General features: G+C 52.6%; 21 protein-coding genes, 1 pseudogene and 1 riboswitch. Of the genes and pseudogenes, 11 read left to right on the forward strand and 11 right to left on the reverse strand.

The window, feature by feature from the left end; all coding sequences use genetic code 11:
- Positions 1-31: 31 nt before the first annotated feature.
- The 6 genes from B5F17_RS09025 to B5F17_RS09050 are packed head-to-tail and all read right to left on the reverse strand — an operon-like array spanning position 32 to position 4706.
- Positions 32-1156, reverse strand: a complete 1125-nt coding sequence (locus B5F17_RS09025; RefSeq protein WP_087373198.1) for a cysteine desulfurase family protein — start codon at positions 1154-1156, stop codon at positions 32-34.
- Positions 1153-1443 carry a PTS sugar transporter subunit IIB gene (locus B5F17_RS09030; protein ID WP_087373201.1) on the reverse strand — a complete coding sequence of 97 codons (291 nt, stop codon included), beginning with the start codon at positions 1441-1443 and terminating at the stop codon, positions 1153-1155. Before B5F17_RS09030 ends, B5F17_RS09025 begins: the two co-directional genes overlap by 4 nt.
- A 21-nt stretch (positions 1444-1464) precedes the next feature.
- Positions 1465-1935, reverse strand: a complete 471-nt coding sequence (locus tag B5F17_RS09035) for a PTS sugar transporter subunit IIA (protein ID WP_162608136.1) — start codon at positions 1933-1935, stop codon at positions 1465-1467.
- A gap of 17 nt (positions 1936-1952) precedes the next feature.
- A complete protein-coding gene (locus tag B5F17_RS09040; protein WP_087373208.1) occupies positions 1953-3209 on the reverse strand; it encodes a PTS transporter subunit IIC in 1257 nt (418 codons plus the stop codon).
- 18 nt (positions 3210-3227) lie between these two features.
- Positions 3228-3539, reverse strand: a complete 312-nt coding sequence (locus B5F17_RS09045; protein ID WP_087373211.1) for a PTS sugar transporter subunit IIB — start codon at positions 3537-3539, stop codon at positions 3228-3230.
- A 33-nt stretch (positions 3540-3572) separates the two neighbouring features.
- Complete coding sequence (locus tag B5F17_RS09050; RefSeq protein ID WP_162608137.1) at positions 3573-4706, reverse strand: uroporphyrinogen decarboxylase family protein; 1134 nt, start codon at positions 4704-4706, stop codon at positions 3573-3575.
- A 206-nt stretch (positions 4707-4912) separates the two neighbouring features.
- Between B5F17_RS09050 and B5F17_RS09055 the strand changes: the two genes are divergently transcribed.
- Positions 4913-5875, forward strand: a complete 963-nt coding sequence (locus B5F17_RS09055; RefSeq protein WP_162608138.1) for a sugar-binding transcriptional regulator — start codon at positions 4913-4915, stop codon at positions 5873-5875.
- 135 nt (positions 5876-6010) lie between these two features.
- Here B5F17_RS09055 and B5F17_RS09060 read toward each other — a convergent pair whose 3' ends face one another.
- Entirely contained in the window at positions 6011-7564 is a 1554-nt protein-coding gene (locus B5F17_RS09060; protein ID WP_087373220.1) for an FGGY-family carbohydrate kinase, read from the reverse strand.
- A 499-nt stretch (positions 7565-8063) separates the two neighbouring features.
- Between B5F17_RS09060 and B5F17_RS09070 the strand changes: the two are divergent.
- From B5F17_RS09070 to B5F17_RS09080, 3 genes and pseudogenes are all read left to right on the forward strand, one after another.
- Positions 8064-8833 (forward strand): annotated as a pseudogene (locus B5F17_RS09070) (SDR family NAD(P)-dependent oxidoreductase).
- A gap of 283 nt (positions 8834-9116) precedes the next feature.
- Complete coding sequence (locus tag B5F17_RS09075; RefSeq protein ID WP_275532123.1) at positions 9117-9602, forward strand: RNA polymerase sigma factor; 486 nt, start codon at positions 9117-9119, stop codon at positions 9600-9602.
- A gap of 85 nt (positions 9603-9687) precedes the next feature.
- On the forward strand, positions 9688-10551 hold the full coding sequence (locus B5F17_RS09080; protein ID WP_087373227.1) for a DUF4179 domain-containing protein: 864 nt from the start codon (positions 9688-9690) through the stop codon (positions 10549-10551).
- Positions 10552-10864: 313 nt separating this feature from the next.
- Here the strand turns inward: B5F17_RS09080 and B5F17_RS09085 are convergent, their stop codons facing one another.
- Both B5F17_RS09085 and B5F17_RS09090 read right to left on the reverse strand, forming a co-directional pair.
- Positions 10865-12511: a SulP family inorganic anion transporter gene (locus B5F17_RS09085; protein WP_087373230.1), complete on the reverse strand. Its 1647-nt coding sequence runs from the start codon at positions 12509-12511 to the stop codon at positions 10865-10867.
- 211 nt (positions 12512-12722) lie between these two features.
- Positions 12723-13514, reverse strand: a complete 792-nt coding sequence (locus B5F17_RS09090) for an EcsC family protein (protein WP_087373233.1) — start codon at positions 13512-13514, stop codon at positions 12723-12725.
- A 179-nt stretch (positions 13515-13693) separates the two neighbouring features.
- Positions 13694-13799, forward strand: a riboswitch (TPP riboswitch).
- Between the two features lie 84 nt (positions 13800-13883).
- Here B5F17_RS09090 and B5F17_RS09095 point away from each other — a divergent pair.
- The 5 genes from B5F17_RS09095 (at position 13884) to B5F17_RS09115 (ending at position 18705) form a co-directional block, all read left to right on the forward strand.
- Positions 13884-14648 (forward strand): ABC transporter permease, encoded by a 765-nt coding sequence (locus B5F17_RS09095; protein ID WP_087373236.1) that lies wholly within the window; start codon positions 13884-13886, stop codon positions 14646-14648.
- A 1-nt stretch (position 14649) separates the two neighbouring features.
- The gene (locus B5F17_RS09100; protein ID WP_143287719.1) at positions 14650-15642 is read left to right on the forward strand and encodes an ABC transporter substrate-binding protein; all 993 of its coding nucleotides are present in this window, start codon (positions 14650-14652) and stop codon (positions 15640-15642) included.
- A 12-nt stretch (positions 15643-15654) separates the two neighbouring features.
- Positions 15655-16392: an ABC transporter ATP-binding protein gene (locus B5F17_RS09105; RefSeq protein WP_087373237.1), complete on the forward strand. Its 738-nt coding sequence runs from the start codon at positions 15655-15657 to the stop codon at positions 16390-16392.
- Entirely contained in the window at positions 16376-17086 is a 711-nt protein-coding gene (locus tag B5F17_RS09110; protein WP_162608139.1) for a TatD family hydrolase, read from the forward strand. Before B5F17_RS09105 ends, B5F17_RS09110 begins: the two co-directional genes overlap by 17 nt.
- Before the next feature lie 158 nt (positions 17087-17244).
- Positions 17245-18705: a D-alanyl-D-alanine carboxypeptidase family protein gene (locus B5F17_RS09115; RefSeq protein ID WP_087373241.1), complete on the forward strand. Its 1461-nt coding sequence runs from the start codon at positions 17245-17247 to the stop codon at positions 18703-18705.
- A gap of 52 nt (positions 18706-18757) precedes the next feature.
- Here B5F17_RS09115 and B5F17_RS09120 read toward each other — a convergent pair whose 3' ends face one another.
- A complete protein-coding gene (locus B5F17_RS09120; RefSeq protein WP_087373243.1) occupies positions 18758-20383 on the reverse strand; it encodes an FAD-dependent oxidoreductase in 1626 nt (541 codons plus the stop codon).
- 12 nt (positions 20384-20395) lie between these two features.
- Positions 20396-20959 (reverse strand): alkyl hydroperoxide reductase subunit C, encoded by a 564-nt coding sequence (ahpC, locus tag B5F17_RS09125; RefSeq protein ID WP_087373246.1) that lies wholly within the window; start codon positions 20957-20959, stop codon positions 20396-20398.
- Between the two features lie 234 nt (positions 20960-21193).
- Between ahpC and B5F17_RS09130 the strand changes: the two genes are divergently transcribed.
- Both B5F17_RS09130 and B5F17_RS09135 read left to right on the forward strand, forming a co-directional pair.
- Positions 21194-22138 (forward strand): helix-turn-helix transcriptional regulator, encoded by a 945-nt coding sequence (locus B5F17_RS09130; protein ID WP_087373249.1) that lies wholly within the window; start codon positions 21194-21196, stop codon positions 22136-22138.
- 147 nt (positions 22139-22285) lie between these two features.
- Positions 22286-22558: a DUF6110 family protein gene (locus B5F17_RS09135; protein WP_016147075.1), complete on the forward strand. Its 273-nt coding sequence runs from the start codon at positions 22286-22288 to the stop codon at positions 22556-22558.
- Positions 22559-22589 lie beyond the last annotated feature (31 nt).

Raw genomic sequence — 22589 nt, forward strand, 5'->3', positions numbered from 1 at the left:
CTTCCTTTCACAAGCACCTGTGTGCTATACCTCATCGTCTCATGCGTGTCACCGCCGTCTGAATGCGTTCGGCCAGTGCATCCACCAGAGAATCATCCAGGCCACGTCCGAATGATAACCGCAGACAGCCACGTGCGTAAGATGCGGGCAATCCAATCGCATGCACCACATGCGACGGTTCTACATGCTCGGTGTCACAAGCAGAACCCATAGATGCTGCCACACCTGCTTTGGCCAGCCAAAACAGCAAACCTTCTGCCTCGATATCCTCAAACGCCAAATGCAGCACCGAATCCGCAGAAATTCCGCTCGGACTGTTAACGATCATGCCGTCCATCCCGGACAGTCTGTCAATCAGACGCGTTTTCCATCTCGCCAGATCTTCTCTCAGCGCTGCGCGTTCTGCTTGCAGCAGCTGCGCTGCCTTACCCATGCCCACAATGGACGGGACATTTTCCGTACCGCCACGCAGATGACCTTCTTGTTGTCCGCCGTGCAAAATGGGTGCAATCGGTACACCATCGCGCACATACAGCGCTCCCGCACCCTTCGGTCCATAAATCTTATGAGACGACAAGGTGAGTAAATCTACATATTCTGTGGTGACATTCTGTGTGGTCATTGCCTGTACCGCATCGGTATGGAACCACACGCCGGCCTCATGTGCGATACCAGCCAGAGTTTCAATGTCCTCAACCGCACCAACCTCATTATTCACCCACATGACCGATACCAGAAAGGTGTCTGCATCAATTGCATGCCGCAAGTCATCCGGATCGACCCGACCATAGCGATCAACCGGAAGGTAGGTCACACGAAACCCCATCCGTTCCAGCCACGCGCAGCTTTCAAGCACCGCGTGATGTTCAACCGCACTGGTAATCAAATGTCGTTTATGATTGTCCGGGTGCAATGCCGTTCCGATCAATGCCAGATTGTCGCTCTCGGTACCGCCCGATGTGAAAATGACACGTCCGTCAGTCGCGCCGATGAGATCAGCGACCTGTTCACGCGCCTGCTCCACTGCCTGACGCACCTGACGTGCAGCAGGATAGAGCGAGGAGGGATTATAAAAACTCATCTCCAGATAAGGCTGCATACTGGCTGCAACGCGCCGGTCTATCGGTGTTGTCGCAGCATAATCGGCATAAATCATGTTTTTCCCTCCTCACAAAGCAAGCTTGCGATCTCATCGAGTACCACATCTTCGCCCCGATGGTTAATAAACGGTTTTCCGCTGACCACAGGACATTTTTCATTCTCAAAACAGGGAAACATCTCAACAATCAGGCTGTATCCCGGGCAGACATACGAAGTCTCCCACAGATTCTGTATGGTAGTCTGTACGGTCACGCCGCACGCCGCGCAGCGTGCACGAATCTTATCTGCCACAATTAACATGGTCGTCCCACACAGTCCACCCGCGATCAACACCTTTTTCATCCGATCTCTCCCCCGTCCTGTTTATGCCTCCGGATACTGTTCCCTAGCTGCAAAAACCTCCTGAAACGCTGCAACACTCTGTGCACGTTTGAGATCAGCCAGCAGTCCAACGCGGGTGAAGCAGTCCATGAGCTCCTGTAAATCTTCCAGGTGCGCATCCGGCCCCGAAGCATTAGCCAGTACAAACGCCATTTCCACCGGCAGGGTTTCCTCCGGGTCTCCCATATTGCGGAAATCCACCGGATGTGCCAGCCGTACCGCACAGACGCCGGTCTTATACACCGCGCCGCTGTTGGCATGCGGCAGCGCGGTGATGACATCATCGGTCGGCAGCCCGGTCGGATACTCCTTTTCCCGCTCGATAATGGCCTCAATATAAGCATCATCAATGTATCCGTTTTCCCGCAGGCGTGCTCCGGCAATCCGAATCACCTGTTCCCAGTTCTGCGCGTCACAGTCCAGAATAATATTTTTTTCATCTAATACGATCATAGCAAATTCCTTTTCGGTTAAGCGAACAGGCCGAACAGCCATACCAGCAGACCGCCGAGCGGGTCACCGCCCATATCCAAGCTGGAATTGAGGCTTGCCGGGTCGGCCAGACCAAGCATACCCATGGTTTCGGTATGGATCGGAGCCATTGCCGAAGCAATATAGAAAACCGGAATCGACCAGAGCAGAATAAATAATACAATACGGAATACATTGCCCTTGAGCTGTGCCGCACACGCACCACACCAGTAAGGAATCAGTGCAAGAGATGCGATCGGAAGCAGTGCATTGCCCGGCAGAATGATCGCCAGCAGGATAACCAGCGGATACAGCACAACCGCTGCCGCCATAACCGACGGATGACCAAGCAGAGCTGCACAGTCTACGCCGACATACAGCTCACGGCCTTCAAAGTGATCCTGAATAAACTCAGTAATCGCATTGGCAACCGGAATAACACCTTCACAAATGACCGAAACCGTCTTGGGCAGGAATACCATCATGACGCCAACCTGGAAGCCCAGATTGAGTACTGCACCGTACTCATAACCTGCCAGTACGCCGATGATGCAGCCGACAACAACGCCCATAACACCCAGCTCGCCAAAAATACCGATCTTCTTTCGGGTATTTTCCGGAGACATATCGATGTCACGCACACCAGGGATGCAATCGATCACCTTATTAAAGCCCTTGGCAACCAGACCCAACAGGTTAACCGTACACGGCACCGAGATACCGGGCAGACCGTTAAACTCTTGGTAGTCTTTCGCCGTCCAGTCGGCGATAAACGAACCAATGGCCAGGAACAGCACACCTGCAACAACACCCAGCGTGACATTACCACCGGTTGCCGCCCAGACGAAACCACCGACAACATTACCGTGCCAAATGCTCCAGATGTCCGTCCACATGGTCTTGGTCAGTTTGAGCACAACCATGATTGCATTGACTGCCAAGATACCGATGATGACAAATGCCAAGCCCGGCCAGGCAAACGCAATACCCGAGCTGCCCCAGCCGACGTCAGCTACATTCAAATTGCTGTCAAAGCGTTCCGAAAATGCCTGAATGGCCGGAGTCAGCTGCGCAACCGCCTGATTTACAATGACATTTAGGCCAGCAAGACCAATACCAGCATAGATGCCGCCGCGCAGGCTTTTGGAGAATCCTGCCCGGAATACCAGACCCAGAATAAACATGACAACCATGACCAGTACCGAACTACCCAAATTCGACAGTACGGTCGATACCTGCGTTACAAATCCTTCCATTTTTTACATCCTTTCTCTCTAGCCCCCGCAAACCTCATTCAGCTTTTGCACAATCTGCTCGCAAAGCTGTGCTTTCGCTTTCTTGGAACCAATGACAAAACTCATGCCCTGTACACCCGGTGCATCGAATGTAGGATCAATCTGTGTCATCCAGACGACTACCATATTCGGTCGTCCACGATAAGGGTTGATGTCGCCGATCATCGCATGGATGACTTCCACATCATGAATGCCCTGTTCACTCAGATACTCATTGATCTTGTTCTTCGCATTGAGCGATGTGTTGATTCCACCGCCGCATACACATAAAATCAACTTGCCCTCTGCCATAAATATTCTCCTTTCCTGGTTTTGGATCTCTGTTTATTCGCCGATCGGATATACACCATAGGCTCTTCCCACTTCATACATGTGGAAGAAGTTCTCGATTGGAACATCAATCTGGAAATGATTGGACGGCGACAGGATATATCCGCCATCCTTGGCAAATTCGTCGATACGTTTTTTGACCTCGGCTTCGGTATCCTCCAGCGTTCCGGTCAGTGCCTGCTGAATATCAACACCGCCGTGGAAAATCAACTGGTCACCGAAAGCTTTCTTGAGTCCTGCCGAATCCATATCAGCCGCCAACGGCTGCAGCGCACTCTGAATGTCAACGCCCATTTCGATAAACTGCGGCATGAGCAGTTTCACACTGCCGCAACTGTGCAGGAAGATCTTCACATTCGGAGCCGCCTTCTTGCAGGCTGTAAAGAGTCGCTTATGCGGCTCAAGGAAGAATTCCTCAAACAATTTAGGCGACAGGAACGGACCGTTCTGTGTGCCAAAGTCGGAAGAAAATTCCAACCACTCGATATACGGACCAACTGCACTGAGATAAAGTACATTCAGTTCAATGAGCAAATCGGTCACATGTTCAATCAATGCGTGCGCAAAGTCCGGATCTTCGTACAGGTCAATGAAAAATTGTTCAATACCACGCAGGTACTGACACATCTCAAAGATTGTACCCGAAGTAGCCGAAGTTGCGGTAATCGCAAAGTCGGTATTCTCATACCAGTCTTTCGCACGCTCCGCCAAGCCACGAATACGTCCCGGATCGTTCATCACCGGCCAGTGATAAGTCTCCAGATCTTCGATCGTTGCCTCAGCGAGCGGATGATAGGTCAGCGATGGATGAATGCCAATCACCTTGCGTCCTACGCCCCATTCATCGATAATGTTGCCCTGTTCATCGGTATAACTCTTGAAATTATCCGGTTTTCCGATGTTAATGTGACGAAAATCCGAGCCGATCATATCACTGATCCGATAATCCTCATACTCAGAAGTCGAGCCCGGCCGAATCCGTTCACCCAGCTGCTCAAAGCCCAGATACTCGGCAACCTTTTTGTAATACGCCGTGCTCATCCGGCTGTCCGTACCCCACAAATCAATCGGCACACGATCGGGAATTTCCCGCCGCAGCACTGCCTGTACACGCTCTCTGCTGGTCATAAGTCCAAGACTCCTTTCCGTAATCCTTGTGCTCACCTTTGTTGTTTTTATGATAACTTGCATCTGAACAAATATCAATAATATTTTCTTTATCTCTTGCACATCTGTTCACAATTGTGTATAGTATATACAGGAGAGGAATTTAAATTTGAGTTTCCATGGTTGCTATTCATAAAAGCCACAAAAACAAAACAAGAGGTGATCTTATGGAGCAGAGTCAAAAGCGCAAGGACATGATCAAGGTATCCAAGCTCTACTATTTCGGCAATATGTCACAGGATGAAATTGCCCGACTCATGGGGATCTCACGCCCCAAAGTATCTCGCCTACTCTCCGAAGCGCGTCAGCTGAACATCGTACAAATCACAGTCAACGATTCCCACGTCTCAAACGATGAGAATGCACAGCTCTTACAGCGGCATTTTGGTCTGCAGTATGTACGCATTGTACCGAGCGGCAACTGTGATGACGCTGCAAAGACAAATGTCGGTCTGGCAGCTTCCCAGCTGCTCAATGCCCGAATCCAAGAAAACAGCATCATCGGTATTGCCTGGGGCACAACACTGGCTGCATTCGCACGCGTGTTCCAATCCGACCGTCCAGTTCCCGGTGCCAAAGTTGTACAGCTGGTTGGCGGCACATACAGTCAGAGTTTAAACATTGACGGCCGCGAACTTGTCAAATCGATTTCCAAAAAATTGCAGTGCGAGCACCGCCTGCTGCAAGCTCCCTTTATTGTCCACAACCCGGCCCTGCGTGATCTGCTCATGCAAGAGCCGGCAGTCAAAGATCACTTCCGTTTAGTTCACAATCTGGATATGGCCTTTGTCGGCATCGGTACTTCGTATTACAAGGACTCGATTGCCTTTCGCGGTCATTATCTCGAAGAGAACGAAGCCCGCGAGCTCAGCGATCTGGGTGTTGTATGCGATATTTGCGGTCACCAACTTCTGCCAGACGGCAGTGAGCCAGACACATTCCTGACCAGCCGCATTGTCGGTGTGACGCTGGAAGACCTCGACAGAGTCCCCTTCGTTGTCGGTCTGTGTGCCGGACACAAAAAGGTGACACCTCTGCTTGCTGCCTTGCACGGTCGACATCTGGATGCCATGATCATCGACGAAGTCGCAGCGATTTCACTTCTGGCCAAGCTCCCCGATCTCAACTAACAGCCGAAAATTCAGTCTTAATCCAGTCCGTATATCCTGTGCGGACTGGATTTTTTAATAACAAAAAAACGACCAACCACAAGGTCAGTCGCTTTTCTGCTGAAAAATTTAATTTTCAAGTATATGATTTAGCACTTATTGTTCTTCTCCCTGCGTTGGCAAGGAGAATTCTGCCATTTTTTGATATACCGTCGTCTTCGCCAGTGCTTCATACAGTTCGCAATAGATGTCATACAGTTTTTCGTACTTCTGTGTGTTCTCCGAGTTTGGCTCATAGCGCTTTTTCACCTGAACCATACGCTCTGCACCTTCTTTGAGCGAAGCAAACACACCAACACCATAGCCCGCGCTGATCGCTGCACCCAGCGCCGCCGCATCACTGACCGCCAGCGTTTCACAGGGCAAGCCGTACACATCAGCCTGAATCTGATTCCACACCTCAGATTTGGTCGCACCACCCACGATGCGCACATAAGAGAACGTTTTTCCAGCATTCTTCATGCTTTGCAGAATGTCTTTTTGTTCCAGCGTAATGCCTTCCACGCAAGCGCGCGCCATATCACTGCGTGTATGCGCCAGTGTTAGGCCAACAAAACCGCCACGCGCCAGTGCATTCCATCGCGGTGCTGCACTGCCTGCAAAATACGGCATCATAATCAGGCCATGCGCACCGACGGGTGTCTGTTCAATCATGTGATTGAGCATCTCATACGCCGCCCCCGGATTTTCCGCTTGCGTTTTCTCCAATGCAGCGATCTCGTCTCGGAACCATCGGTACGCACCAGCAGCTGCATTTTGCAGTCCTTCAAACGTCCATAATCCATGAATTGCATGACTTGTCACCATACTCTGGCACATGGGATCTCGATAACAGCCATCCAGCACAATCGTTGCCAATCCGCCAGTGCCCAGAGAAATAGACACCGCACCCGGCTCCACAACACCCGCCCCCAGTGCTGCGCTATTCTGATCGCCTACACCAATACACAATGGTGTTCCGAGCGGAAAACCGGTTTTTTCACTCACATCAGTGCTGATCGTACCGACCTGTTCACCGGTACGACGTATTTCAGGCAGCATCGTGCGATCAATCGAAAAAGCACGCAGTAAATCGTCACTATAGCACAGATTCTGATTGTCCCAAAGTCCCCAGAACCCTGCTTCTGCCTCATTTCCATAAAAATCATCGGCTCCCAGCGCATGCAGAACGAAATCATGCAACTGGCAAACGCGTCGTGTCCGTCGCCAAAGTTCCGAGGCATTTTTTCGTGTATGCAGCAATTTGGGCAAAATCCAGGTTGCACAAAGCGGCAGTCCCGTAATTTGATAAAAGCGCTCGGCACCGAACCGGGCCGCAATCTCATCCGACTGTTCAACCGCACGATTATCCAGCCAGGAAATCATTTTGAGTGCATGTCCGCTGTCATCCAGCAGAATTGCACTGCTGCGCTGTGCGGAAACACTGATACCCGCTACCTGTGCCCCCTCCACCGCAGACATTGCTTGTCGGCAAGTCGCATAAATCGCATCCAGCAACATCTCAGGATCTTGCTCGACCCATCCCGGCTGCGGATAAATGCATCCATACTCCTGATATGCACTTGCGAACACAGTGCCGTCCGCTTCAAATAAAATCGTCTTGACGCCCGTGGTACCTACATCAATACCCGCCAGTAATTGTTTGCTCATATGCTCTGCTCCTCATAAAACCCGTAAATGTTGTGATTTCCTTCCCTCAGGCTTGATCGCAAGCACTTACACAACCTAACTCTGTTACACTATGACGGTTTCTAAAATTGCGATGATATTCCCAAACTATCAGATCGTTGCAGAATTTAAACACTGTCAGCAACCATCTTTATAACATAAATATAGCATTCGTATGCACGTTTTTCAATTAGTTGAACTCTTTTCTTGCACGTTCGTTCAATCTTTTCCCACTCTTTACATACCTCTTACAACGAAACCAGAACACGTCTTTGCGCACAAACAATTATAAAACCATCTAAAAAACACAGTTATGTCCTCGCATGTTCGTGAACATCCGTGCATCTGTTTTCAATTTATTGATTGAAAAACGTTCCAATTGATATTAGGATGAAAGCAATAAGCATCGGATTTCCTTTTTCAGGACGTATCCGATCTCAACCATCATGCAAAATGGATTGCAGTAAAGGAGGATACATTTATGGGCTACCTCGACAAGTTTAAGTTAGACGGAAAGATCGCTGTTGTGACCGGTTCTTCCCGCGGAATTGGAAATGCCACTGCTCAGGGCCTATGCGAAGCCGGGGCAACCGTCGTGTACACGGCAACCACATTGGAAAGTGCGCAAAAAGCCGCTGCACAGGCTGCTGAGAAAACCGGAGCACGTACTTTAGGCCTCAAATGCTGTGTGGAAGACCCGGATGACGTCAAAAACTGTTTGCCGACGTTGTCGATCACTTCGGCACGGTAGATATCCTATTTAACAATGCAGGCATTGCAAATGTTGCCGACGCACTGGTCAATCTTTCCCCTGAAGATATCCGCCATCACGTCGATGTAAACCTACACGGCGTGATTTACTGCTGCCAGGAAGCAGCCCGCATCATGCTGCCAAAAAAGAGCGGTTCGATCATCAATATGTGCTCGATGTCTGCACATATTTACAACGTCCCGCAAAAAGCAACCTACTATGCAGCGACTAAGGGCGGTGTGCTGTCGCTCACCCGCACGCTGGCCTGTGAGCTTGCTCCGGACGGCATCCGTGCCAATTGCATCAGTCCCGGATACCACATGACCGAAATGGCCAAGCAATGGACTGACTGTCACCCCATCTGGCTTGATCGTATCCCCATGGGACGTTTTGCCGATCCCTACGAACTTTCCGGCACGGTCATCTATCTGGCCAGTGACGCTTCTTCCTATGTGACCGGTGCAGAGATCGTTGTAGACGGCGGATATACGCTTTATTGATCTTCCTCCATTGTACATCAAGTCTCCCAATATAAAAATCGCCCCCGACTGTGCAAATCTCGCGTAGTCGGGGGCTTTCTTGTTTGCGCTGCAAATCTTTACAACGCACAGCCCTTCCTTTATTGTATAGGTATGCGACTTTCGGACGGATTGCTGAGACGTCTCACCTACTGTCACAAAAAATATTTTTTCTAAATGAACGAAAACTCACAGCAGCATCCGTCTAATCAAGTGAAAGGAGGGACGACCTATCGAACAAGATCAAACGATCGCGTTAGAGCGGCTGATCAACACCTATGGCGACCAACTGTATCGCCTGTGCGTATTAATTCTCGGCGATGCGCATCTCGCCGAAGATGCAGTACAGGACACCTTATTAAAAGCATGGAAAGGTCTGAATGGATACCAAGGGCAGGCCAGTGAAAAAACCTGGCTGACAACCATTGCCGTCAATGTCTGTCGGGACTACCGACGGCTGAACTGGTTCCGCCGTCGTGCGGATGAGGAAACCCTGTTGGAGCAAATCCCAGCCCCACCCACCTCAGAACCCCAGGACGATCTGATTCTGCGTGCCGTTCTGCACTTGCAGCCCCGCTACCGCGAACCGATTCTGCTGTACTACTGGCAGGAATACACCATACGCGAAATCGCCCAAATCACCGGAGAAAAAGAAAACACCATTTCTACCCGTCTGCGTCGGGCAAGAAAGCAACTCGAAGAGGAACTGAAAGGAGTGTTCGATGGAACCGCGTTGGAAAGAATCCCTTGACCGGCGAATGGAACCGGTCACTCTGACAGAAGAAGCACGGGAACGAATCCTGCTGCAAGCCAATCAAACGAAAGGAGCGTCAAAAATGAAATCTCGTCGTCGTGTTATTTTGGTCGCAGCCGTACTGGCTGCCCTATGCGCCGGAGCGGCAACCGCTGCCGGCATTATGGATATGATCCGACAGAGCATCACAAGTGCCGAGCAGGAAGTCGGCACAACAACACTCGCACTGAGTCAATCGGATGCCGGATATACAATCAAACTAAATTCCTTAATGGGAGATGAACAAAACGTCTATCTGCTCGGTGAGATGGTACGCGAAGACGGTCAGCCACTCAAAACCGATTCCCTTTCGGCACCTGAATACCCCGCTTTCCGCGGTGTCGCTGCCGATCTCAATCTGGAAACCTGTGAGTTCCCCGGACAGGATACGGCTGAGAGCTGGGGATGGTCGACCATGGCTCTGAGCGATGACCAGCCTGAGGACAACCGCGTCGAGTTTGTCATCCAGCTGCAATCGGACACGATGCCGATGGATGGCGAAGCCAATCTGGTCATTGACGAGCTGATGTTTGCCGCGGACGGTACCGAGCAGCGTGTTCCGGGTCACTGGGCATTTACTGTGCCGCTGAAACGCGAAGCATTTGGCGAAACGTTACAGGTCGATTTGCAAATTCCGCTGCCTGATGGCACTGTAACACTCAAATCCATCTATTGCGGCGCGATGGACATGCGCACAACTTGGGATGACCCGAATGACCTAATCAGCGACTATCTGGACAGCATCAAACTAGTAACGGTAAACGGCGATCGCATTCCTTGCCGTTCCTGGTATGACAGCACGGTCGAATTTGCTCCGTTTAATCTGGGTCTTGGTCATCTGGCACCTACCGATTTAGCTGCCATTGAAGTCAACGGTCAGTCCTACCCGCTCGCGACCGGCAAATAATTCAAATTTCCGACAACTGTTCACCCATTCGCTTTTTCCAAACAAAAACAGTCCCCATATTGGGGACTGTTTTTTCATCTTCCAAAAAATCGGCGTATTGGATTGCAAATTTGCGTAAAACAAAGAGGCCAACCGTAGCCGGTCAGTCTCTCTTTCATTCCTTATTATATATGTATACGATCTCCCATCGAGCCATCTTCTTGCCATACGTGACTGTTTGATTCTTTCATGCTCGACCCATCACACGATCATTCCATATATCAAAATCCCCTATGAATCATCCTGACAGACATGCTGTCCTCTCTCATCAAGCTTACTTGGTCAATGCCGGATACGGACGATGATCCAGCAGCGCACGTTCTACGCTCCAGTAGAACGCCTCTTCGCCCAGCAGTTCAATCACACCTGCACGCTCAAACATATTGCGCGATGCCGCAGGCAAACCACAGATTGTAATGTCCATACCCTTTTCCTTCAGTTCGGTCAGGATACTCAGCAGCGTCTGTACCGCAGAGACGTCTACCGACGAAACACCGCGCATGGAGAACATGACCGTGTCACAGCCTTCTACCTTACCGGGCAGTTCCTCCAGCACACTGATATTAGCAAACAGCAGCGGACCGGTGATGTACGCAACCATCGCATTTTTGTATCGCTCCTTGAGCGTTTCATCCTCGCAGCCCAAACGATTCATGTCGACGCGCTCATAATTGATTTCCAGCTTGCTCAGACGAACGAGCATCAGAATGAGCGACAGGCCGACACCGACAATGATTGCAACCGTCAGGTCAAACAGGATGGTAAAGATCATGGTGACGACAAACTTGGCAATCGCACCCTTGAACTTATGTCCAAAGAAGTACTTGATTGCATGCCATTCATTCATGCGCCATGCAGTTACCATCAACACACCGGCAAGACCAGACAGCGGTACATATTTGATAATGGGTGCCAATACCAGCATCATGACCAGCAGGCCCAGCGCATGGAATACACCGGTCAGACGGGTTACCGCACCCGACTTGACCGCAACCGAGGTACGTGCCAGTGCAGCCGTTGCCGGAATACCGCCAAAGAACGGCAAAACAATGTTGCCGACGCCCTGCGCGAACAATTCCTGGTCATTGTTGAGCTTCACACCTGTCGCACGTCCGGCAGATGCGCCGCACAGCAGGCTCTCCAGCATGTTCAGAATGGCAATGGAGAATGCGGGCGCGATCAGCGCGGGCATGGATGCCAGATCGATCTTGGAAAAGCTCAGACGATCTTCCAGAAGCAGGCTCTGCGGAATCTCACCTACGGTTGCAACGTCCAGCTTAAATACCAGTGTCGCCGCTGTAGTGATGATAATACCGATCAGCGATGCCGGAACCACTGCATTCCACTTCTTGGGGAAGAATACCATCAAAAGTACCACAAAAAGTGCAACCAGTACGGTGGTCAAGTCCGGATGAAAGCCCAAATCCTTGTAGCTGAGCAGCTTGGCAATCGCGGTCGCACCTTCCGAGTGCGTACCGAAGAAGTTGTCAATCTGCCCGAGCGCAATGACAACCGCAATACCCGAGGTAAAACCGGTAATAACCGGCGACGGCACAAACGACGTCAGTTCACCCAAATGCAGGATGCCCGCGATGACCAGAATGATGCCGCTCATCAGTCCGGCAACGAACACTCCCTGCATGCCATGCGTCGCAATCAGCGAACCCAGAATGGCCGCCATCGCACCCGTCGGACCCGAGATCTGATAGTAACCGCCGGTCAGCAGCGACATGACGATACCTGCAATGATCGCGGTTACAAGACCAGCCGCCGCCGTTGCACCTGCCGACACACCAAACGCAAGCGCAAGCGGCAGCGCAACCGCCGCAACGGTCACACCAGCCATCAGGTCTTTGGTGAGCTTTTGGGCATTATATCCCCGAAACTCCACTGCGAGACTGCTTATAAAGTTTTTTCCCATGTTTATCCCCTTTTTAAATTTTGTCACGTGGTAAATAAAATTATATCAGGTTCTGAGGGTTAATCAAGGGCTTTTGTCGTATATCCGACTCGGATTCGTAATTTTCTTCGGAGTGCACAAATTCATGCCGTCTGTCCCGTAAAAAATAACACGCGATTCCGGGTCAGCGACCTCAGAAACGCGTGCTGATATGATTTTCTTTTGTGATTTGCTATCTGCCCTGACTGCTCTCATACAGCCTGAGCAGACAGCGCTTTCGGTACTTAAGCTCGGCATATTTCATAACCTTGCGGCAGCAAACCGGATTGAACAGTCCGCCAAGTACGCCCACAAGCGGCAATCCCTGCACGGCTTTCGCCAGCACCAGGTCGTCGGCAAAGGCCTGTGCAGTACGGGTCAGCTGGTCGGTCACATCTACCATTTGTCCGGCAATGAACGCTTCCACCGCACGATTGCATGCTTCCCACGCCTCACCTTTCTGTACGGAAGCTTCCATCAACAGCAAAATAAAATACCGCTCACTTGTCGTCCGATAATCAAACCCATAATGCAGTGCAATTTTGTACACGCCTTGCAGCAGCACGCCGACAAACAGCACAATGTCCGGCAATCCGATGCCCAGAACACCCAGTCCAATCCCTTCTGCGCTCGTCGTCAGCATCCCCTGCATTTGCGTGCGCGATGCCTGTCTGCGCAGTTCTTTCAAAACCTTACGGTCTGCCTGCATTTGAAATGCAAAGTCATGCACCTCATAACCATTTCGGATAGATTGCGCGTCATACGTTTTTTCAATCCAGTCGGTGCCCTTGTCAAAAATCACCTGGAACGCCTTGCAAAACGCCTTTTCTAAATTCAAATAGACCTTTTCCGGTACCTTGTCTTGCAAATTCGTCTTCCACTGCGGCGTTTTTTGCCGCATCGCAGCCTTGTGCAGCGCCTGTTCCTGCCGTGCCACGAGATTCAGTTCCTTCTGAATCGAAGCTTGATACTTTGGAGTTCCCATTTCTGCTTCACCTCAGTTCTGTAATGGCATCCTGTTTTTCTCAGTATAACACGCCCCAAATCAAATGAAAATATCACCCCTTTTGAATTTTTCTCCACACTCTCCCCTGCTCTTCGCGTATAACCGTCTTTTTCGGTCACGGACTTTACATTTGTATCCCAACGTGCTAAAATAAAATGTACATCAGACAGGGGTGCCTTGATCGGCTGAGATCTGCGCTGGGCGCAGGGTCCCTTATTACCTGATCCGGATCATACCGGCGTAGGGAGTCGAAGTTTTCGTGTTTTTCACCTGAACAAGCTTGCAAAGCGACTGATCCTGCAACGGATGAGTCGCTTTTTTATTTTTATTTCATTGGAGCGCTGTGTCATGAAACGATATCAACAATACATCATGCCTGTGCTTTGTCTGATCGTCGTGCTGGCCGTCTGGGAGTTCAGTGTGCAGTTTTTCGGCATTGATCTCTATGTTCTGCCCGCACCAAGCGATATTGTCAAAGCCATCGGTTCGGATTTTAGCACGCTGTGGATGCATTCCATGGTGACCTTGCAGGAGGCCGTCATCGGTCTGCTGATCGCCACCGTGCTCGCCGTCCTCATCGCCATCCTCATGGACCTAAACCGAACCTTCCGGCACAGTGTCTTTCCCTACCTCGTGGTTTCTCAGACCGTCCCGGTCATGGTTCTGGGACCGCTCTTTACCATGTGGCTGGGCTTTGGACTGGCGCCCAAAATTTTAATAGTCGTCTTTATGTGTTTTTTCCCCATCGCAATCGCCTTTTCCGATGCACTTCAGCACGTCAACCGCAACCAAATCAATCTGCTGCGCAGTTTTGGCGCGAACCTGCTGCAGCAATATCTGTACGTAAAAATCCCCACCGCGGCACCCGCGCTGTTTTCCGGACTCAAAGTCTCGGCAACCTACTGCATCGGCGGTGCTATCGTCGGTGAATGGCTCAGCGCATCCGCCGGTCTGGGCTATTACATGATTCGCGTCAAAAACGGCTTTTTGATGGATAAAGTATTCGCTTGTGTCATCATGATCATCATTTGGAGCTTACTGCTCAATTTTGCGGTCACGCTGCTCGAGCGCATACTCTTTCCCTATACAAGAAAACGCAAAGGAGTCTCGTAAGATGAAAAAAGGATTGGCAATGTTCCTCGCGCTGGGTCTGTGTCTCGGCATGACCGCATGCGGCGGACAGACCGAACAGACCACCGAGGGGGATGGTCTCAAGGAAGTAACGCTGGTACTCGACTATGTACCCAACACCAACCACACCGGCATTTATGTTGCCCAGAAGTCGGGCTATTTTGAGCAGCACGGCCTCAAGGTCAACATCATCGAGCCAGGTGACAACGACGCAACCACGCTGTGTGCGGTCGGCAAGGCTGAATTTGCTGTGACCTATCAGGAGAACGTGACCTATGCCCGCACGGCATCCGAGCCGCTCCCCATCCGCGCCATCGCTGCCATCATTCAGCACAACACCTCGGGCTTTATCTCCCGCGCAGAGGACAACATTCAGTCCCCCAAGGACTTTGAGGGCAAGGTCTACGCCGGCTGGCAGGCTCCCAGCGAGGAAGCCGTGCTCAAGGCTGTTATGGCTGGCGCCGGCGCTGACTTCTCCAAGCTGACCATGGTCGGTGCCACCGGCAGCGGTCTGGAATCGATGGGCGACGACATCGACATCCAGTGGGAGTTCGAAGGCTGGGCAGTCATCAACGACCGCATGCAGGGCTATGACATCAACTACATGCCGGTCAAGGATCTGGACTCCCGTCTGGACTACTACACCCCGGTCATCATCACCAACGAAGACATGATCGAAAACGATCCCGAGACCGTTCAGGCCTTCATGGATGCTGTCAAGCAGGGCTATGAATACGCCATCGAATCGCCTGATGCTGCCGCAAACATCCTGCACGAGGTCATCCCGGATACCGACATGGACTTCCTGCTCGAGTCCCAGAAGTTCCTCAGCGGTCAGTACAGCCTGGACAGCGACACTTGGGGCCTGATGAAGGACGAAGTTTGGGACGGCTACACCGAGTTTATGTATGAGTACGGTCTGATCGACCATACCATCCCGGCCAGCGAGCAGTACACCAACCAGTTTATCAAGTAAGGAACGATCACCATGAAATTGCAGATCAAAAACATCTGCGTCACGTTCGAACAAAAGCGGATTCTGGAAAACCTGTGCATGGATGTACAGGACGGGGAATTCGTCGCGCTGATCGGCCCGTCCGGCTGCGGCAAGAGCACCCTGCTCAACATTCTCGCAGGCGTGCTCACGCCTGAATCGGGCGAAGTGTTCGTGGACGGCACACCGGTGCACGGTGTGTCCTCCCGCTTCGCCTACATGCCGCAAAATGATCTGCTTCTGCCCTGGAAGACCATTCTGGACAACGTGACCCTGTACGGCAGGCTGCACGGACAGAAAAAGCAGGCGCAAGAGGCCGCGCTCAAGGAGTTTCCAGTATTCGGTTTGCAGGGCTATGAGCATGCTTACCCGGATGAGCTGTCCGGTGGTATGCGTCAGCGCGCAGCATTCCTGCGCACCGCACTGTGCAGCGCAGATATCATGCTGCTCGACGAGCCGTTCGGTGCACTCGATGTCATCACTCGAAACGAGATGCAGGACTGGCTGCTGCGGCTACGTGCCGAACTTGGACGCACCACCCTGCTGGTCACCCACGACATTGACGAGGCACTGTATCTGGCCGACCGCATTGTCGTTCTGGGCGGCAAGCCGGCTTCGGTCACCCGCGAGATCGATCTGACCGGCGTACAAAAGAGCCGCGACTGGCTGTATGAACAGAGTGATCTGCGCAAGGAGATTCACAGGATTTTACGAAATGAAATCGATCATTGACGGTCACATCCATGTGACACCCGCGCTTGTGCCCTATCTGCGCGATGTGCGATGCATCGCCAATGCGGACAGCCCGGAAGAATACGATTTTTTGACCCATACCCAACTGCCCGACATGGTCATTTCCGCCGGTATTCACCCTTGGAAAGCTGACTGCACATCTTGGGACGCGATGGAACCCATTCTGCGGCAGGTATCTGTGATCGGAGAAATCGGTCTGGATAACGTCTGGTGCACCGTCAATCTTGACGTACAGCGCACCGTTTTCGAGCGTCAGCTGGCGTTCGCGCAGCAGCTGGGCAAGCCGGTCATCCTGCACACCAAGGGCATGGAACGCGAAATTCTGGACACCATCCGCCGCTATCCAAACCGCTATCTCGTGCACTGGTACGCCTGCCCGTATGGACTGCAAGACTATATCGATCTGGGCTGCTGGTTCACAGTCGGACCGGACGCTGCGCTCGACCGGGATGTCACCCATCTGGCACAAACCGTCCCGCTTGATCGTCTGCTCATTGAGTCCGACGGTCTGGACGGCATTGCATGGGGTCAACACGTAACCCTCACCCCGGCAGACTATCCGGCCGCGATGGAACGCCATCTGCACACGGTTGCCACGCTGCGTCGGCTGTCCGCTGACGCGCTCCGGTCTGCCCTTATGCACAATCTGGACACCTTCCTATTGGGCATCTAGCCTTCTCACATACGAAAAGCACCGATTCACACGGAGTCGGTGCTTTTTATTTGTCACCTTTTACTGCATTTTTCATAATTTTTATTGATTTTATCTCAATATTTTGTATAATAAATATATATTCTGCTTTAGCAGAGCAAAGAAAGTAGGGATAAGAGATGAAACAAAAATGCAATCGACTGCGGGGATGGCTGGCATGCATGCTGGCCAGTCTGATGCTGGTTCTCGGTCTCACCCCAACCGCGTACGCGCTGGACATTGAGGCCGCTTCGGCCTTCGTCATGGATGCACAGACCGGGGAATGTCTATACGAATACAAGGGTGATGTTGCCCACGTACCCGCCAGCATGACCAAGGTACTGGCCGCCTACATTGTCTATCAGGAGTTGGAAAAAGGCACGCTGACCTGGGATACCCCGGTCAAAATCAGCCACAATGTCGCGGTCAAGTCCCGTGACAGCAGCTATCCCATGGCTGTTCCGCTGACCGAAGGCCAGACTTACTCAGTCGACACGCTCATGCACCTGATTATGATTCCCTCGGCCAGCGCTTCCTGCATCGCGATGGCCGAGCACATCAGCGGCAGCGAAACGGCATTTGTGGAACGCATGAATCAGACCGCTGACGCGCTCGGATTGAATGCAACCTATTACAACTGCCACGGTGCGCGCGTCAACTACATCACTGCTCGCTCTCAGGCTATGCTCACCCGCCGTTTCATTCAGGACTACCCGGACATCCTGCGCATCACCTCCAAGAGCGGCGTTTCCTTTAACGGTCGCTGGTACAACAACACCAACCACATGCTCAACACCATGGCGCCTTACGAGGGTCTGGACGGATTTAAGACTGGTACGATCTCGGAAGCTGGTTACTGTGTTACCACGACTGCCGAGCGCAACGGCCGCCGCGTGATTTCGGTTGTCATGAAGTCCACCAGCGATGCGCAGCGCTTTGCGGATTCCCGCCAGCTGCTTGACCTCGGTTTCTCGGAAATCGCCAAGCGCGATGCGTCCCGTCAGACCACCACACTGCAAATCGTTCAGCAACCGAACGTCGTCAATCCCTTCCAGAAATTCCAGGTCAGCGCACAGATCGGCGGTGTCTCGGCAAACTACGTTGCCGGTGCACAGTGGTATGTCAACGGTGAGGCGGTCGCGGACTACGGAAACAGCTACTTCCAGGTCACGAACGGCAAGACCAGTGTGCTGGACTACACGCTTGACCGGCTGGACACGCAGTCGCTCAACGTGCAGTTCTGTCTGACCATGGCCGACGGCACTGTGCGCACGGCGCAGACTACACTGCCGGTTGCATCGGTCGATCTCGCGCTCGACGCTTCGCTTAATCTGGAACGCGCAGACGTCTATCCGGGTAAAACGGTCACCATCACGGCAGATGTGACCAGCCCGGCAGCGCTGCCCAAGGTCACCGTACCGGTACAGTGGGAACTCGACGGTAATGTCATCCCCAACGCACCCCAGACGGTCACGCTGGAAAACGGTCACGGACAGGTCTCTCTGGATTGGACCGCGCCCGACGACGGCAAGTACGATCTGACCGTCTCCATCGGCAATGCGGACGAAGTTGAACTCGAATGCGAGCTGCGTGCCGCTTAAACTGAACTCGATACGCACAAAAAGGGACAGCTTTTGGGCTGTCCCTTTGCTTTTACAGGTTCTGTTCCATCCAGTCCAGAATCTGTTCGATATTCTTTTTGCCAAATGTGATTTGGCTGTCATTGAGCACCATACACGGCACGCTCATGACCTGATACTGCTTTTGCAGATCGGGGAAATGATTGAGGTCATACACCTCGGCGGTGACCTGTGCGTTCTCTGCCGCAATCCGCTGTGCCGCCGTGACCAGTTCCGGGCACTTGGTGCACGAGAGCGAGACCAGCACCTTGAGCAAGATCGGCTGATGCAGACTCTGAATGCGTGCGGCAACCGACGGCTCGATGCTCTGTCCCGGTCCTGCCGCATTGTACAGTCCGAGCACGAACGAAGTAAATTCATGTCCGCCCGGAATGCCATGGAAGGCCAATCCGGTATAGCTTCCATCCGCACGGCAGACACGGACACACGGACGGTCAGCAACTTCCGCACCCGCGTAAGTCACGGTCAGTTTATCGGTCAGACGACTCAGCTCGGTCATGTAGGCTTCCAGCTCCCGACCGGCTGCGTTATCATCGATTGCAAGCTGCAAGCACAGAGAGCTCTGCATGCGGTCGAACACCGGCTGCAACTGTGCCAGCAGATCGGGTGTGAACAGTTCGCTCTGCGTATCGACGTGCTGTGCCTGCGGTTCGGGCTGCTGGACAGCCGCCTGCGGTGGTTCAGGACGCAGACCGGTCTCGACCTGCATCTGTGCGGCATAGCGCTCCAGCTCGGTTGCCGCCAGTGCGCCATCACCTACCGCGGTCACAACCTGACGCAGCGACTTGACGCACACGTCACCGGCAGCATATACGCCGGGAACGCTGGTCTGCTGGCTGCGGTCGGTCACCACATAGCCCTGCTCATTCAGCTCGGCAATGCCGCGCAGCAGGTCGGTCTCAGGCTCATATCCGGCAAAGACAAACACGCCGAACGTATCGCCATCGGCTGCCCGATACTCTCCAACCTCACCGGTCTGCGCGTTGCGATACCGCAGGTAACGCAGTGCCGTATCGCCTTCCACCTTCTCAACCTGGGTATGGGTCAAGACGGTGATTTTCTCGTGTTCACGCGCGGCGTTGGCCGCTGCCGGTGCGCAGGAAAAGTCCGCGCCGCGCATCATAATCGTGACATGACGCGCATATTTGGTGAGAAATACGCTCTCCTCGGCTGCTGCGAAACCGCCGCCCACGACGAACACATCCTTGCCGGCGAAAAACTCACCGTCACAGGTCGCGCAGTATGCCACGCCGTGACCTCGAAACTCTTCTTCGCCTTCAAAGCCGATCATGCGGGGATGGGCGCCGGTGGCAAGCAGGATGCCAAAGCATCGCAGCTCGCCCCGATTGGTATAAACGGTCTTGATTTGCCCCTGTACATCCAGACGCTCGGCCTCGGCCAGCAGAAACTCTGCGCCGAACTGCTCGGCCTGACGCTGCATGGCAGCCGTCAGCGCCGCACCGCTGGTGCGCTCGATGCCCGGGTAGTTAACCACCTCTGCCGTAATGGTAATCTGTCCGCCAAAGTGCTCCTTTTCCAGCACCAGTACACGATACCGTGCCCGCGCCAGATAAATGGCTGCGGTCAGACCGGCAGGCCCGCCTCCGATGACGACAACATCATAGAGATTATCGCTCATCTGGCTCATCCCTTACAGCTGGCCGACCAGATCCAGGCTGGGCTTGAGGGTCTCTGCGCCCGGCTTCCACTTTGCAGGGCATACCTCGTCGCCATGCTCGGCAACGAACTGGCTCGCCTGTACGCGGCGCAGCAGCTCGTCTGCGTTGCGGCCAACATTGCCCGCGATGACCTCGTAAGCTACGATGCGGCCTTCCGGGTTTACGATAAAGGTGCCGCGCTCAGCGACGCCGCTCTCTTCGATGTAAACCTCGAAATCCTTAGCCAGTGCGTGGGTCGGGTCTGCCAGCATGGGGAACTGAATCTTCTTGATGCGGTCGGATGCGTCATGCCATGCCTTATGTACAAAGTGCGTATCGCACGAAACGGCGTATACTTCACAGTTAATCTTCTGGAACTCGGCATACAGATTTGCCAGATCCTCCAGCTCGGTCGGGCAGACAAAGGTGAAATCAGCCGGGTAGAAGAAGAATACACTCCACTTTCCTACCACATCTGCCTTGGAAACGGTCTGAAAGGCTCCATTCTGGTAAGCCTGTACCTGAAAATCGCGAACTTCTTTCTGAATCATAGACATAATTGTCATGCCTCCTTATATTTTGAATTTGATTTGGTTAGTTCTGACTAACTTCGAGAATAGTATACGATATCAATTATCATTTGTCAAGCACTGTTTCCATTTATTTTTTCAAAAATTTCCAATGCCATTTGGCTTGCAATCTTCCCCCTGCAAAACAGCTTGCATTTTTCTCCCAAATATAGTAAGATATGGTTAGTTAGAGCTAACTAACCATCAGAAAGGAGGAGCGATATGCTAACAGAATATCTTGCGCAGCACCCGGCGCAGGCCGATGCCGTATGGCATGCCGTTATGCCCGGCGTCTGTGTATACCGCTTCTCCATCCGCGAACCGCTCATCCTATCTTCACCGCATTTGGATGCGCTGCATTTTGAAACGCTCTACTGTGATCAGGGTACTCTGACCCTGGAGCAGATAGGAAATCAGACACGCACAGTCGGTGCGCACGATGTTTTGCTGGTCTCGAACACGGACAACCTATGTCGTCTGTGCATTCCCGCCTCTTTGAGCGGGATTTTGGTATCTGTCGATGCCGTTCAGGCGCGCAATAGTCTGCGCACGCTCTGTCATCTGATGGGTGATCTCACGCTCGATCTGCACACCGTTCGGCACCGTATGGCGCAGCAAAATGGCTGTGCCCTGCTGCGGCAATCGTCCTGGACGCATGCCATGTTCGCCACCCTGCTGCAGCTGCCCCAGGCCGAACACGCACGATACTGCGTCTGGAAATCGACCGAACTCTTATACCTGTTATGCACGCACAGCAACCTGCTCGAATCCGATTGCAGTCCGGTCATCCCCGACAGTCGGCTGGCGTACACCGTGCGCGATATCCGCGATTATATGGCGTGTCATCTGGACGAAAAATTGACCATCGCCAGCCTGTGCCGCCGCTTCGGCCTGTCCCCGACCGCCTTCAAAACCTGCTTCCGCCGCATGTATGGCCAGCCCATTCACAACTGGCTGCAGCAAAAGCGCATGGAACATGCCGGAACTCTTTTGCGTGCACAATCCATGACCGTTCTGCAAGTTGCGCAGTCGGTCGGATATGACGGGGTCAGTCAATTTAACGCCGCATTCAAGCGTCGCTACGGTCTTACGCCCACCCAATACAGAAAAATGTCCGATCCCGTCGATCGCTGCCCGATTCCGCAAGACGATCCTGCTGCAATCTGATATAATCTAAAGTCACAGAAGCCATCTGCCTAAAGGAGGGAATTCCTTTGAAACAGCATCGTTTTTGGGCTTGGGGTGCTGTGATCTGCATGATCATGGTCATGCTGACCGGCTACCACCGTAAATAACAGAAAGGAAGTACACCTGATGAATCTTTACACCAAACTCGCCTGCTTCGCCGGCGGCGCACTGTTCGGCTCGTTCGGCGTCAAGCTGCTGTCCAGCCAGGACGCAAAGAAGGCTTACATCCATGCAACCGCTGCCGGTCTGCGCATGAAAGACTGCGTAATGAAGACGGTCACCAATGCACAGGAGAATGCCGCAGACATTCTGGCCTCGGCCAAGGATATGAATGAAGCGCGTTCGGCTGCACAGTGCGAAGCCGCTGCCGCTGCCGAGATCAACGACAGCGAAATTTGATGCAAAACAGGGAGCCGTGCACGCGGCTCCT

The organism is Butyricicoccus pullicaecorum, assembly GCF_002160355.1.
Classification (GTDB): Bacteria; Bacillota; Clostridia; order Oscillospirales; family Butyricicoccaceae; genus Butyricicoccus; species Butyricicoccus pullicaecorum.

Excerpts from the sequence above, each read along its gene's own strand:
- B5F17_RS09025 (WP_087373198.1), bottom strand. The coding sequence starts at position 1,156 with ATGATTTATGCCGATTATGCTGCGACAACACCGATAGACCGGCGCGTT.
- B5F17_RS09030 (WP_087373201.1), bottom strand. The coding sequence starts at position 1,443 with ATGAAAAAGGTGTTGATCGCGGGTGGACTGTGTGGGACGACCATGTTA.
- B5F17_RS09035 (WP_162608136.1), bottom strand. The coding sequence starts at position 1,935 with ATGATCGTATTAGATGAAAAAAATATTATTCTGGACTGTGACGCGCAG.
- B5F17_RS09040 (WP_087373208.1), bottom strand. The coding sequence starts at position 3,209 with ATGGAAGGATTTGTAACGCAGGTATCGACCGTACTGTCGAATTTGGGT.
- B5F17_RS09045 (WP_087373211.1), bottom strand. The coding sequence starts at position 3,539 with ATGGCAGAGGGCAAGTTGATTTTATGTGTATGCGGCGGTGGAATCAAC.
- B5F17_RS09050 (WP_162608137.1), bottom strand. The coding sequence starts at position 4,706 with ATGACCAGCAGAGAGCGTGTACAGGCAGTGCTGCGGCGGGAAATTCCC.
- B5F17_RS09055 (WP_162608138.1), top strand. The coding sequence starts at position 4,913 with ATGGAGCAGAGTCAAAAGCGCAAGGACATGATCAAGGTATCCAAGCTC.
- B5F17_RS09060 (WP_087373220.1), bottom strand. The coding sequence starts at position 7,564 with ATGAGCAAACAATTACTGGCGGGTATTGATGTAGGTACCACGGGCGTC.
- B5F17_RS09080 (WP_087373227.1), top strand. The coding sequence starts at position 9,688 with ATGAAATCTCGTCGTCGTGTTATTTTGGTCGCAGCCGTACTGGCTGCC.
- B5F17_RS09085 (WP_087373230.1), bottom strand. The coding sequence starts at position 12,511 with ATGGGAAAAAACTTTATAAGCAGTCTCGCAGTGGAGTTTCGGGGATAT.
- B5F17_RS09090 (WP_087373233.1), bottom strand. The coding sequence starts at position 13,514 with ATGGGAACTCCAAAGTATCAAGCTTCGATTCAGAAGGAACTGAATCTC.
- B5F17_RS09095 (WP_087373236.1), top strand. The coding sequence starts at position 13,884 with ATGAAACGATATCAACAATACATCATGCCTGTGCTTTGTCTGATCGTC.
- B5F17_RS09100 (WP_143287719.1), top strand. The coding sequence starts at position 14,650 with ATGAAAAAAGGATTGGCAATGTTCCTCGCGCTGGGTCTGTGTCTCGGC.
- B5F17_RS09105 (WP_087373237.1), top strand. The coding sequence starts at position 15,655 with ATGAAATTGCAGATCAAAAACATCTGCGTCACGTTCGAACAAAAGCGG.
- B5F17_RS09110 (WP_162608139.1), top strand. The coding sequence starts at position 16,376 with ATGAAATCGATCATTGACGGTCACATCCATGTGACACCCGCGCTTGTG.
- B5F17_RS09115 (WP_087373241.1), top strand. The coding sequence starts at position 17,245 with ATGAAACAAAAATGCAATCGACTGCGGGGATGGCTGGCATGCATGCTG.
- B5F17_RS09120 (WP_087373243.1), bottom strand. The coding sequence starts at position 20,383 with ATGAGCGATAATCTCTATGATGTTGTCGTCATCGGAGGCGGGCCTGCC.
- ahpC (WP_087373246.1), bottom strand. The coding sequence starts at position 20,959 with ATGTCTATGATTCAGAAAGAAGTTCGCGATTTTCAGGTACAGGCTTAC.
- B5F17_RS09130 (WP_087373249.1), top strand. The coding sequence starts at position 21,194 with ATGCTAACAGAATATCTTGCGCAGCACCCGGCGCAGGCCGATGCCGTA.
- B5F17_RS09135 (WP_016147075.1), top strand. The coding sequence starts at position 22,286 with ATGAATCTTTACACCAAACTCGCCTGCTTCGCCGGCGGCGCACTGTTC.